Raw genomic sequence first — 12,613 nt, forward strand, 5'->3', positions numbered from 1 at the left:
TGTGTGAATTATATTATTCCAGCTTATTTGGGAAAATGGTGTTATTATTACCAAGGTTGTTCAGATAACAAAAGCAACTGAGGAAACAGCAATGTTTGTAACAGAAAACACTTGGAAGCACGATCGTATCTACAGCAACGGGGTGAAGCTACATTACGTGACTCAGGGAGAAGGTTCCTTGATGTTAATGTTGCATGGTTTTCCTGAGTTTTGGTATTCTTGGCGACATCAAATTCCCGAATTTGCGAAAGATCATAAAGTAGTGGCTGTGGATTTGCGTGGCTACAATGATAGCGAAAAGCCTGCAAATAAGTCTGCTTATGTGATGGATGAGTTTATCAAAGATGTGAAGGAAATTATTAAAGGGTTGGGTTATAATAAGTGTGTGTTAGTAGGACATGATTGGGGTGGTGCGATCGCCTGGTGTTTCGCCTACGCCTATCCCGAAATGGTAGAAAAACTGATAGTTTTAAACATTCCCCATCCCGCCAAATTTGCTCAAGGTTTACGTACTCCACAACAGTTACTCCGCAGTTCTTATATATTTTTCTTTCAGTTACCTTGGCTACCAGAATTCCTGATTAAAAATTTAGATTATCAGATAATGGAAAAGGCTTTTACTGGCATGGCTGTGAACAAAAATGCCTTTACTAAAGCAGATATTGAAGCTTACAAAGATGCCGCAGCGAAACCTGGTGCTTTAACCGCAACGTTGAATTATTACCGCAATGTTTTTCAACAGAAATTGTTGAGTGAAAGTTGGGGGGTTTTGGAAGTACCAACTTTAATGATTTGGGGAGAAAAGGATACAGCGCTTGGTAAAGAACTGACATTCGGAACAGAAGCGTATGTCAGGGATTTTCAGATAAAATATATTCCTGATTCTAGTCATTGGGTACAGCAAGAAAAGCCAGATCTGGTAAATCAATATATGCGGGAATTTTTGCAGTAATATCCGTTTGTTGTATCGACTTTAGTCGTACAGTCCCAACGGCAGAGGACTAAATTCCTCACAACGAACCAACTTATTAAGTAAGCTGTTTAGGGCGGCGGAACTGGTAGACTAAGGCAAGTGCGATCGCACCCACCAAAATCAACAACCACTCCGCAGGTTCAGGAACCGCTGAAACAGGAGCACCCGGAACACCCAATGGGCTAGGTTGAGGCAACTGTTGATCTTCGATTTCACGATTAAAGCGATCGCTTTGTTGTTCCGCCCGCTGCAAATCCTCCCGTTGACCTTTTCCCCTTTTAATTATGGTTGTTTTTTTGAGGTAAAAATTGTTTTAAAATTTCGCTTGGTTGACGATCCCAAGTGTCGATATGTTCGTAAATTAAGCCTGATTTGGTCAATTTGTAAGTTGAGTAACCGTTAAAAAATATGTTAGCTTTCCAGGGAAGGCGTAACTTTCCTCTGACAGTCCAGTTTGCCAAAATTATATCTTCTGCGGTTTGTTTCACGTCATGCAAATCGAAGTAAAGTTCGGTGAAGAATAGCTTTCCGTGAAATCGCAGTGTCCAAAAAATTATTCGATAGTTGAGTTTGCCTTTGAATGTATTAACTGGGTCTTGAAAGTAGATATCTTTGGTGTAGATATGATATGAAATGTCTTTCTCGAAAAGGGTGGGTAAGTCTTTTTCGAGGGTTTTGATTACTTGTTGAATCTGCTGTTGGTATTCCACGATTTATTAATTACGATCTAATTATGATTATTTGGAAGCTTCGCCTTTACTTGTTAAACCAACCCATTCAATTTACTTTTGGCTCATGGGAGCGGGAAGAAATGGTTCTTGGCTATCGTATTATATTACACGGTTGGCACGGAGTTTGAGGAATTCGGGGAAGAAGGTTAGCCTTTTCCATGAGTATTGAGTTGAGCCAACAAATTGAACACATTATCAGCCATATAACCAGGGGTTAGGGGATATTTTGTTCGCCAATCTGATAGAATTCGCTCAAGTCGTTTTTCTAGATTCCTTTTGCCTTTAAGGTCATTGATTAATCTATCCTTAATTGGCCCAAGGATAAGGCGAATCTGAGTATCCTTCACATAGTCTTTAGCCTCAGCTTTGAGCAGGACGTGGCTGTTTAATAAAGTAATTCTCATAGTTTCAATCTCTTCACGTATCTTAGCTATTAATAGGTTGGTTGCATAGTCCATAACCAGATGAGCGAGCGTGAAGGCTCCGTTACTGTTCTCAACCAGGGATTTTCTTCTCAAAGACTTCAAAATATCCGGTAATTGTTGTTTTAATTGGGGAGAGATAATATCCTCTTTTAAGCCTGAGAAATAAATAGCTTCCCGGTTGATTGCTAGCCAGTAAATCACCTCTAGTTCTAAGTCAGTGAGGCGATTGAATTGCCGTTCTAAAAGTTGATTAATATCCGCAAAAGGCGATGAACACGCTGTTAAATGTTTGACAAAATCAGAAATGCTAGAGCCAAAGGCATCTCGAATGCCTGAAGCGACCATATTTAAGGCTAGGGGATTACCAGCATAATGTTGAATTAATGCTTTCCATTCCTCTGGTGTGCCAGTGAAAGTTCCCTTGGCTTGAAAAATTTCCTTTCAATTCAACCAGGAATTATCTGCGTAATTGTCTTGTCGGAGAGAAGTGAAGCAAGTTTAGCTTCTGGGTACTTGACGGCAGGGATTTTAATGCAAGTTGCTGTCTAGGAGGTTGCTTGCAAGGTAGCTAAATATATCCTCATAAGGAATAAATGTCAATATCTATTTCGGATGAGTTTTGGTTGATTTTACTAAGGCGAACTGAGCCGGATTTGGACTGGTGGGTACTTGAGCGTCGGGATTTCAATGGAAATTGACAGTTTGAAGATTACCGACAGTGCTAAACACACCTATGCAGGACTTTGAGAAACAAAAGATATTGCTAGAGCAATACAAAATGTATGTTGAGATGATGGATAGAGTAACTGAGAGAAGAGGGAAAACGATTTATAGTGTAGGAAATAAAAGCTAAGAAATGGCGAGCTAATAACCAGCATAGCTCGTACAAGAAAAAAGCATAACCTTTTCAAGCTTCTTGCTTGTTTAATTGCCAAATAATCACATAAGGAAGAGACATATCATGACATCAGTTTTCATCTCTTGGACAGGAGTTGTAGGTTCGCAGTTAGCTACCGCTATAAGAGCAATGATTAATGATATCGAGGGCATTAAGGTTTGGACATCAAATGAAGATATTCGGGCGGGTGACAGATGGTTTACAGAGACGCAAGAGGCTTTACAAAATGCTGAATTCGGTATTGTCTGTCTAACTCCAGGGTCTTATAATAGACCCTGGATTAACTTTGAGGCTGGTTATCTTTTGGGAAAAGGTAAGCAATACAGGGTTGTAGTTGTACGGTTCGACGAAAACATAGAAAACCTCATTAATCCTCTAATGGGTCTTCAGACGATTGATGGTACAAATTTAAATGCTTGGCAAAAACTGATTGGTGAGATGACCAATAAGCGGAATTACGATGTAAATAAAGATGCGATTGCAACCCGATTTTCAAAACTAAAAGAAACGATTGATATTATAAATCAATCTCCTCATTCATCTTTCTTAGAAATCAATAAAAAAGTTGCAGATATCCAGAGGATAGCAGATAGTCTCAAAGACAATAAATATTTTCATGAAAATATTTGTTTTCAGAAAGTTATTTGCGAAGCCTATGATAAATATAGCCAATTAAACGAAAATTTGAAGCAGCGAAACGCCTCACGCTACTTAGCACCTGCCTCTCAATACCCTCAGATTCTCATTTCTCTACAAAGGAACATTAGTCCGGTAGTAAAAGCTATTGCTCTTGTTAATATCGAAGAACAGTTCTGGCAGCAAAGAACGGGTAAAGAAATTTTAAAAACATCAAATCGTGATAACATTAGAGTATTTGCATTTGCCTCAGAAAAGGAGTTTGAGTCAAACTACTTAACTCTCCTAGAACACGCTCAAATATATGAAGTATATGCGATTAGTTTGACTAACTTGTCAATGTTTTTAGGATCGGAATACAGTAAAGACTTTTCTATTATTGATGCGGGTAGTAACCAGAAACTGCTTGCAAAATATGATGATGAAGTACCAGATAAAAAAAATATCTGCTTTATCGCCGAAGAAAAGGAGATTTGCCAATACGAAAAGGAATTTAATAAATTATTAGCCTTAAAAGTTGCTATTCGTATAGAGAAAGATGCTGATAGCGATAGCGAGACACTTAAAGAACAATATCGTCATTCCATTTTTGAAAGACAAGGACTCACATTCTATGAGAGAAAGTCCATAGAAATGTCTGCATATATAAATGCCTCTCAGTATGACGAACACGAAGAGAAACATGCTTATTATCAAGAGATGATGCAGAAGATGATCGCTATCTGTTCAGCTCACAGAGACAATAATATAGAAGGTTGTAGAATTTTAGAATTTGGTGCGGGAACAGGAATTTTTACTAAGCGTTTAAGTGAAATAAAAGATATTGTTGTTAATGAAATAGTTGCGCTCGAAATTGACTGGCATTGTTACAACATTTTGCAACATAAATTCAGCAACCAACAAGGTAGAGTTCAGCTTAAGCATAAAGATAGTCGCACTTACAATCCTTCAGGACAATTTGATTACATTTTTTCCTCATTTTCAGATCATCATATCAAAAGTGGCGACAAAAAAAGATATTTTGATAATGTTAAGCGTAATTTGAAGCCTGGGGGACTAATGATTGTGGGTGATGAGTTCCTTCGAGACCATCCAAATAACAAAAAGGAACGAGAAGATGCTTTAAGAGACTATCACAATCACATAATTGATATTGCTAAACGAGAAGGGCAAACTACTTTAGCAGACCTTGAAGAAAAAGCACTGAAGTCAGGTCTGGAGGAAATCGGTGATTTTAAAGTCTCTTGTAAGGACTATGAGAAGTATCTCACAGAAGCAGGGTTCTATTTTAAACAAAAGAGGATTGGACCTCCAGACCCAGAGGAAGCTAAGAGAATAGGTGGCGTTTACGTCTACGCCGCTTGCATAGCAGACGATAGTTCGGCAAAAGACAAACTAGACTCATTGTTCACTCATTTAAACGAGAAGTGGAAGCAATCTGGATGTTGACTTGCACCCGCAACTGAATGGGTTTGATAGTATTTGCCAAGTTTTCACCGTAATGCGGTAGCTTTCTCCAAGTTGAGCAGCCACCGATCGCACTTCTACCTAATTCCTACGCTGAAAACATTAATACAATCTAACACAATTGATCGCACTCTAATATCATCAGTGTGCGATCGTTTTCGCTTATATTACTCTTTCATGTAGGATTACTGTATAGAGAAGCGTTGGGTTGTTGGAAAGTGTAGATATCTTTAATTACTTTTACCCAGCCGTCGGAAACATCGTCTAAAATCCGATCGCCTTTCTCCCGCGTCGCAGTAGTTGGATCGCCAATCACGCCACTTTTACTTAAGTCTTTTGTTACCCAAGCAAAAGGCAATTTTCCTTCCATACTTAACAGGCTATCTTTTGGAGTTTCTGGGGGATATTCTGCGATCGCTTTTTCCATCTTTACTTGTTCTGGCAAAATTGACAACAACAAACTAGTTTCCGCATCTCCCGCATGAATTCCGAACTCTTTTTCTTTTAAACTTAGTAACTCGCCTACATTGTGCGGAACTCGCCAAGTAAACAGAGGAAAAACCATTAAATCATCATATTTTAAGTGTAAATCTCGCGCCGCAATTTCCATAATTTGTGGTTGTCCACCGTGAGAATTCATTAATACTAACTTGCGAAACCCTGCACGGTAAATACTATCACCAATTTCACAAATAGTTGCCATTAAAGTTTGGTAATTTAGGGTAATTGTACCGGGGAAATGCCAATGTTCGTTTGATTTACCGTAGTAAAGAGTTGGTAAAGCAAAAGCGGGAATTGCTGAGTCTAATTTTTTTAAGGCTTTACCTAATACGGCTACACCGATCGCAGCATCAACAATTAATGGTAAGTGAGGGCCATGTTGTTCGATCGCACCCACAGGCAAAATTAACACTACATTTGCCTTATCTGGCATTTCTTGAACTTCTTTCCAAGTTAAGTAAGGAAAAAAGCGTTTAGGGGGAATGAAACTGTGCATTGTCCGAAATTCAATAGAAAAAGTTTGTATTAATTCAATAAAATGAATGGTATAGAAGCATCTGCACGTAAATTAGGATACCAAAATTTATGAAATTTACCTACCAAATTAGAGTTTGTGCAGCTATTTTAACATTATTCCTAATTACTTTCCCGTTACCTACTTGGGCAGTTACAGTAGGCTCTGTACCCAATCCCCGACAGACAAATGGTACTTATGTAACAGATATGGCTAATATCCTCACTCCAGAAACAGAATTAGAAATTAATCGCCAAATTGGAGAATTAGAAGCCAAAAATGGCACGGAAATTGCTGTAGTAACAGTTCCAGACACCTCACCTTATATCTCTCCCAAAAAGTTTGCTACAAGTTTATTTAATCGTTGGGGTATTGGAAAGAAAAGCGTCAATAATGGCGTATTATTTGTCATTGCTCAAAACGAGAGACGGGTAGAAATTGAAACTGGAAATGGTGTGAGGGAAGTTTTGCCTGATCGAGAGGTATCTGAAATTATTCAAAAAGAAATTCTTCCCAAATTTAAACAAGGCAACTTTGATGGAGGTACATTGACAGGAACCAAAGCTTTAATATTAAAATTAGATGACTCTCCTGCACCTGTAAAAATCGATGACGGGTTTTGGAAAAAAAGTTGGCTATTCATATTAATTGGATTTGCCATGACTGGCTTTGTTCTGGCAATTCGTGATGTAATGAATGTCAAAAAACACGGTAAATTAAACAAAAATCAAAATAGCGATCGTACTCAAAATTACACTTGGTATGGTAGTGGTTCTAGCGGCTGGAGTTCCGGTGGTGGTAGCTTTGGTGGTGGTAGTAGCAGTGGTGGTGGCAGCGGAGGTAGCTGGTAATATATGACAAAGGTAATTATTATCGGTGGTGGAATAGGTGGTTCTGCCGCTGCGCTTGCCTTGAGTCGTGCGGGTCTTGAACCTGTGGTTTATGAGCGAACCAAAGCATTGCGAGAAGTCGGGGCTGGGATTGCACTTTGGGCAAATGCCACTCATATTTTGCAGAATTTAGGCTTGTTAGAAGCAGCGATTCGGGTTGGCTATCTCACTACAAATTATCAATTCAATTCGCAACATGGCAAAGAGTTGGTGAACATGGCGATCGATCGCTTTGAGTTACCAGTTATTGGTATTCATCGAGCGGAATTGCATCAGCTATTATGGCGCAATGTACCTGGTGAAAAATTTATTTTGGGAGAAACTTTTGAACGATTTGAACACAAAAATAATCGAGTTCATGCTTATTTTGCTTCTGGATTGCAGGTTGCAGGGGATGCGTTGATCGGTGCGGATGGATTGCGATCGCGAGTCAGATCCGCTATTTTAGGTGACACACCTCCTACTTACCGGAATTTTAAGACTTGGCGCGGTTTGACCGAGTACGTTCCTGCTGGATACCGACCAGGTTATATTCAGGAATTTTTGGGCTGTGGCAAAGGCTTCGGTTTTATGATGCTGGGCAAGGGAAAGATGTACTGGTACGCCGCTGCAACCGCACCAGAAGCGCAACCGGATGCTGCGATCGGTCGCAAAAAAGAGCTTGAGATTATGTATCAAGATTGGTTTCCAGCCATTCCTGAGTTGATCGCCGCTACGGATGAAGCTCAGATCTTGACTACAGATTTATACGATCGTCCTCCACAACAGCCTTGGAGTCAACAAAATATTACGCTACTCGGTGATGCTGCCCATCCCATGCTACCAACGATGGGACAGGGCGCTTGTACGGCTTTGGAAGATGCTTACGTCGTTGCCAAATGTCTGGGAGAACAACTCGATCCGATCGCTGCTTTTCAACAGTATGAGGCGCTACGGTTTGGGCGTACTAAAAAGATTGTGGAGGAATCTTTGCGATCGGCCAAAATGGGCGGATTAAAAAATCCTTTAGCTGTGGAGCTTCGCAACACCTTTATGAAAGTAATGGGTTCAGCAATTAACAACAGTTTCAGATCTCTTCATGCTTACAGAATTTGACACTCTGTGCCCTAAAAGTGCAGAGATTCTTTAAAAGGAGATACCACAAATGGCATTGCTCGAACCACAACTCCCAAAACCGTTTACTCGGATTTCAGTGTCGTGCGATAGGGGGTGTCAATTCCCACTACTCCCTCCGGCAGTGCTTCGCCTTACCATTGGGTCTACTTGTTGTATGGAGAGTGTTTCACTCGCTTAATTGTCTTTGCTTGCAGAGGCTAGAAATAGAGTGTTATACACCGAGTCGCCTATTTCGGGCAACAGCCTTTTAACTATAGCGTCCAACTGCGGGGAGTCTCACCCGCCAATTAAGGTCTTAGCGACTACAGCAATTTTACCATATAAAGCCGTCCTACAAGGACGGGGTTTCAGAACCAAGGAGTTTTTGATGAGATCGTGATTGGCGCTCCACAACCAGTTTGCTAAACTAGGACCAATCAGCATGACTCACTAAATCGGTTGGAGAGTAAATCGGTTGGAGAAAAAAGAATGGAGCCAGTGGCTACGCAACGATTAGTGATCCGCCGTATGACAGAAACTGATTTACCTGATTTTTTGAGCTATCAAACTCATCCTGATGTTTTGCGATATATGCCAGTAATCCCCCTAACTCAGGAACGAGCAGTTCGGTTTCTTGCTCAGCAAGCAGTGGTAGAAATTGGTGATAACGGGGGGTATATCGTATTTGCGATTTACCATGTAGGCGATGCTAAAATGATTGGCGAGGTTAGCATCAATCTGTTGCCAAAAACGCAAAGTAAAGGCGAAATTGGATGGTCACTGCACCCTAGTTATCAGGGGCATGGTTATGCAACAGAAGCGTCACAGGTATTACTCACTTATGGCTTTACCCATCACAAATTGCATCGCATCACCTCGATCTGCGATACCCGAAATAGTGCCTCCTTTCGGCTTATGGAGCGTCTTGGTATGCGCCGTGAAGGGCATTTACGACAAAGCCAGTTCATCAATGGCGCGTGGCAGGATGAGTATCTCTACGCTTTGCTGTACGACGAATGGCTTTCCCAACAAAGCATCCGTGCGGATGGTAGAATCTACGGTTAGAAACAGGTCGAACAAAACACCAAGCCTTGGCGATTAGAAATCGCGGTTTTGAAGCTTGCGTTAGGCTAAGCAGATTTTTTAAACCATCTGGATAGGACACCTTTCAGAATGTGTGGCAATAATTTTGGCCCCGGCAAAAAGACGATTCCTAACTGCTGCATCAGTCCAAGTGCATCGCCTTGCCCCCAATGCTCAACAATTTTCCCGTTCTCGACTCTATCAATGTGCATGACTGACAAGCTGATTTGCTTGCCTGTTGGCGGAATGCCTTGAAATTCTCCCAAGTGCGTTGCTGTAAATGTTCCATGTGTCACAACTTTGTCGTCGGAAACAATGACCCGATCGAAAATGTGTTGACCTTGGCTGAAGGCTAAATAAAAAGACATCCCAAACTGCTTGAACTCTTCCCTATTTAGTGGCTTTGAAATACCTGCTAGATGAGCGATAAAATCGGGAGCCAAAAGATCCAAAGCTTGCTCGATTTTGCGATCGTCAAAGGCTTTGTAGAACTGGAGAACGAGGGCTTTGTTTTGTTCAGTCAGCATAGAGAATTTCGTTTTGAACCAAATTGTACACTTTCCTATTGTGAGAAAGTTGAGACTGATGGCAGTTGTTTTTCGATCGCAGCATCAACAATTAATGGTAAGTGAGAGCCATGTTGTTCGATCGCACCCACAGGCAAAATTAACACTACATTTGCCTTATCTGGCATTTCGTGAACTTCTTTCCAAGTTAGATAAGGAAAAAAGCGTTTTGGGGGAATGAAACTGTGCATTGTCCGAAATTTAATAGATCAAGTTTGTATTTATTTAACAACCCATATAGCTCAATAGTTGCGTAAATCAGGATAGCAAATTTTATGAAATTCGCCAACCAAATTAAAGCTTGTGCAGGCATTTTAACATTATCCCTGCTCGCTTTTCCGTTAACTAGTTGGGCTGTGACAGTTGACTCTGTACCCAATCCCCGACAGATAAATGGTACCTGGGTAACAGATATGGCTAATATCCTCACGCCAGAAACGGAAGCAGAAATTAATCGCCAGATTGGGGAATTAGAAGCAAAAAATGGTACCGAAATTGCTGTGGTAACAGTGCCAAACACCTCACCTTCTGCCTCTGCCAAAGAGTTTGCTACAACTTTATTTAATCGTTGGGGTATTGGTAAAAAAGGTGTGAATAATGGCGTACTGTTTCTCATTTCTCGCGGGGAGAGAAGGGTAGAAATTGAAACCGGAAATGGTGTAAGGAAAATTTTACCAGATAAAAAAGTAGCACAGATTGTTCAAAAAGTAATTCTCCCCTCATTCAAACGAGGCAATTTTGACGGAGGTACATTGTCAGGAACCAAAGCCTTAATAGTAAAATTAGATGACTCTACTGCGCCTGATAAAATCGATGACGGTTTTTGGAAAACCGTTTGGTTAGCCATATATATTGGCTCTGGAATTGGAGCTTTAGCAGTTGTAATTCGCTGTTTCGTGATTCTCAAAAAACAGAAGCAATCTAACAAAAATCAAAATAGAAATTTATTAGTTGCCAAAAAACACCGGAAATTACCCAAAAACCAGCATTGCAATAATCATCAAATTAACACTGGGTATATTGACAATAGTTCTAGTATTTGGATTTCTGATAGCAGTAGTAGTGACAATAGTTCTAGTATTTGGATTTCTGATAGCAGTAGTAGTGACAATAGTTCTAGTAGTTGGAGTTCCGATAGCAGTAGTAGTGACAATAGTTCTAGTAGTTGGAGTTCCGATAGCAGTAGTAGTGACAATAGTTCTAGTAGTTGGAGTTCCGATAGCAGTAGTAGTGACAATAGTTCTAGTAGTTGGAGTTCCGATAGCAGTAGTAGTGACAATAGTTCTAGTAGTTGGAGTTCCGATAGCAGTAGTAGTGACAATAGTTCTAGTAGTTGGAGTTCCGATAGCAGCAGTAGTGACAATAGTTCTAGTAGTTGGAGTTCCGATAGCAGTAGTAGTAGCAGTAGTGACTTCGGCGGTGGTAGTAGCGATGGTGGTGGCGCAGGTGGTAGCTGGTAAACTTCCTAAATTATTGATAAAAACCACCAACAATTATCTCCTCTTCTTTCCTCAGCGTTCTCTGAGTCCTCTGCGGTTCAAAAAATCAAGATTATGCTACTTCAGATGGTGATGGAAGTTGTTTTTCGATCGCATCACAAGCCACACAAACCCCATTTTCTGCTTGAATAATTCGCCCGATTTCTGTTGCTTTCGCTGCATAACTGGAATTTTCTAACAATTCACCTAACTTTTTGGCTACTCTTGCCGCTGAATACTGCTTACGGGAAATAGTGCGGGAAGTTCCCAAACGTTCAACTCTTGCCGCATTGTCGGGTTGGTCATGGCTGTAGGGCATTATAAGCGTTGGACGACCCGCCCGTAAAGCTTGTGCGGTTGTGCCAATGCCGCCTTGATGGACGATCGCACAAGCAAGCGGAAAAATTTGCGAATATGGAGTATAACCTACCGCAATCATCTCTTCCGAAAGATTCTCTGGGGGCGCATTTTTACCAATCAACAAAACTGCACGACGATTTAACAATTTTGCCGCTTGAATGCTTTCTTGAAAAAAGTTACCAGGTGCCATCACTGCGGCTGAACCTAGAGTAAAAACAATCGGTGGTTCACCTACTTCTAAAAATTGCTTAAGTTCTGGTGTAAGTTCCGCTTTTTCGTCGTTACCATCGTAAAAAGTAAACCCTGTAATTACCGTATTTTTTGCCCAATCCGGTTGAGGTTTGGCAAATGCTGAGGAGAACATTGCCAGCACAAGAAAAGGAGAATATTTATCCTCAATAAAGGGATTGCCAACTAAGGGAGGTAAGTCGAGTTCTCGTCGTAATTGATGAATCGGTTCCGCCCAAGATTTAGTCATTATTTTTGATAATTGAATGATGCCTTGGTTGACGATCGAACCAAGCCCACGAAACTTAGATAAAAATGGAAACACAGGGATTACTGATGGGTCGTAAACTGATAGAAATGCGGCAGGTTGTAGGACAGCGTTTGCCCAGCGAATTCCTAACTTTTCGGCAACAAATCGCGCCGCAACAACTCCTTCACCCATAATAATAAAATCTGCATCTTTGGCACAGTTCATTAAATCTGTGTAAGTTTCTCGTAAATTCGCACAAACCCAATTTCGGATCACATACTCTGTCCCCGTTTTTAAATCCATCATTCGCGCCATTTCTTCTGGATTGTTCAAAGCAGTATTATCAGGGCGCATTCGATTAAACTCAAACCCCAAAGCTTCTATTTTGCTTTGATATTCTTTGTGAGTGGCAAACACTACATCATGACCGCGTTTTTTTAATTCTTGTGCGATCGCAATTTTCGGATGCAAATCGCCAAAAGAACCGATCGTAGTTAAAACAATTCGACTCACTATTT

General features: G+C 40.6%; 12 protein-coding genes and 1 pseudogene. 6 read left to right on the plus strand and 7 right to left on the minus strand.

Features of this window, described 5'->3' with window-relative positions; all coding sequences use genetic code 11:
- The first annotated feature begins 91 nt into the window (after positions 1-91).
- The gene (locus ACE1CI_RS13515; RefSeq protein ID WP_413264001.1) at positions 92-952 is read left to right on the plus strand and encodes an alpha/beta fold hydrolase; all 861 of its coding nucleotides are present in this window, start codon (positions 92-94) and stop codon (positions 950-952) included.
- Between the two features lie 76 nt (positions 953-1,028).
- Here the strand turns inward: ACE1CI_RS13515 and ACE1CI_RS13520 are convergent, their stop codons facing one another.
- The 3 genes from ACE1CI_RS13520 to ACE1CI_RS13530 form a co-directional block, all read right to left on the minus strand.
- Entirely contained in the window at positions 1,029-1,226 is a 198-nt protein-coding gene (locus tag ACE1CI_RS13520) for a PEP-CTERM sorting domain-containing protein (protein WP_413264000.1), read from the minus strand.
- A 25-nt stretch (positions 1,227-1,251) separates the two neighbouring features.
- Positions 1,252-1,683, minus strand: coding sequence for a C6orf136 family protein (locus tag ACE1CI_RS13525; RefSeq protein WP_459564041.1), 432 nt, complete (start codon positions 1,681-1,683; stop codon positions 1,252-1,254).
- A 167-nt stretch (positions 1,684-1,850) separates the two neighbouring features.
- The gene (locus tag ACE1CI_RS13530) at positions 1,851-2,474 is read right to left on the minus strand and encodes a hypothetical protein (RefSeq protein WP_413263999.1); all 624 of its coding nucleotides are present in this window, start codon (positions 2,472-2,474) and stop codon (positions 1,851-1,853) included.
- A 616-nt stretch (positions 2,475-3,090) separates the two neighbouring features.
- Here ACE1CI_RS13530 and ACE1CI_RS13535 point away from each other — a divergent pair.
- Positions 3,091-5,112 carry a TIR domain-containing protein gene (locus tag ACE1CI_RS13535; protein ID WP_413263998.1) on the plus strand — a complete coding sequence of 674 codons (2,022 nt, stop codon included), beginning with the start codon at positions 3,091-3,093 and terminating at the stop codon, positions 5,110-5,112.
- Positions 5,113-5,305: 193 nt separating this feature from the next.
- Here the strand turns inward: ACE1CI_RS13535 and ACE1CI_RS13540 are convergent, their stop codons facing one another.
- Entirely contained in the window at positions 5,306-6,127 is an 822-nt protein-coding gene (locus tag ACE1CI_RS13540) for a creatininase family protein (protein ID WP_413263997.1), read from the minus strand.
- A gap of 89 nt (positions 6,128-6,216) precedes the next feature.
- Here ACE1CI_RS13540 and ACE1CI_RS13545 point away from each other — a divergent pair, with 89 nt between their 5' ends.
- From ACE1CI_RS13545 to ACE1CI_RS13555, 3 genes are all read left to right on the plus strand, one after another.
- Positions 6,217-6,996, plus strand: a complete 780-nt coding sequence (locus ACE1CI_RS13545) for a TPM domain-containing protein (RefSeq protein ID WP_413263996.1) — start codon at positions 6,217-6,219, stop codon at positions 6,994-6,996.
- 3 nt (positions 6,997-6,999) lie between these two features.
- Positions 7,000-8,130: an FAD-dependent monooxygenase gene (locus ACE1CI_RS13550; protein WP_413263995.1), complete on the plus strand. Its 1,131-nt coding sequence runs from the start codon at positions 7,000-7,002 to the stop codon at positions 8,128-8,130.
- A gap of 516 nt (positions 8,131-8,646) precedes the next feature.
- Positions 8,647-9,195 carry a GNAT family N-acetyltransferase gene (locus tag ACE1CI_RS13555; RefSeq protein WP_496615452.1) on the plus strand — a complete coding sequence of 183 codons (549 nt, stop codon included), beginning with the start codon at positions 8,647-8,649 and terminating at the stop codon, positions 9,193-9,195.
- A gap of 65 nt (positions 9,196-9,260) precedes the next feature.
- On the opposite strand, the gene ACE1CI_RS13560 is transcribed toward ACE1CI_RS13555, so the two are convergent.
- Together ACE1CI_RS13560 and ACE1CI_RS13565 are read right to left on the minus strand one after the other, a co-directional pair.
- Positions 9,261-9,740 (minus strand): ester cyclase, encoded by a 480-nt coding sequence (locus ACE1CI_RS13560; RefSeq protein WP_413263992.1) that lies wholly within the window; start codon positions 9,738-9,740, stop codon positions 9,261-9,263.
- A 74-nt stretch (positions 9,741-9,814) separates the two neighbouring features.
- Positions 9,815-9,970 (minus strand): annotated as a pseudogene (locus ACE1CI_RS13565) (creatininase family protein); the annotation flags it as partial.
- Between the two features lie 84 nt (positions 9,971-10,054).
- Between ACE1CI_RS13565 and ACE1CI_RS13570 the strand changes: the two are divergent.
- Positions 10,055-11,239 carry a TPM domain-containing protein gene (locus ACE1CI_RS13570; RefSeq protein ID WP_496615453.1) on the plus strand — a complete coding sequence of 395 codons (1,185 nt, stop codon included), beginning with the start codon at positions 10,055-10,057 and terminating at the stop codon, positions 11,237-11,239.
- Positions 11,240-11,330: 91 nt separating this feature from the next.
- Here the strand turns inward: ACE1CI_RS13570 and ACE1CI_RS13575 are convergent, their stop codons facing one another.
- A complete protein-coding gene (locus tag ACE1CI_RS13575; RefSeq protein WP_413266048.1) occupies positions 11,331-12,608 on the minus strand; it encodes a glycosyltransferase in 1,278 nt (425 codons plus the stop codon).
- Positions 12,609-12,613 lie beyond the last annotated feature (5 nt).

This window comes from Floridaenema flaviceps BLCC-F50 (assembly GCF_041929275.2).
Classification (GTDB): Bacteria; Cyanobacteriota; Cyanobacteriia; order Cyanobacteriales; family Aerosakkonemataceae; genus Floridanema; species Floridanema flaviceps.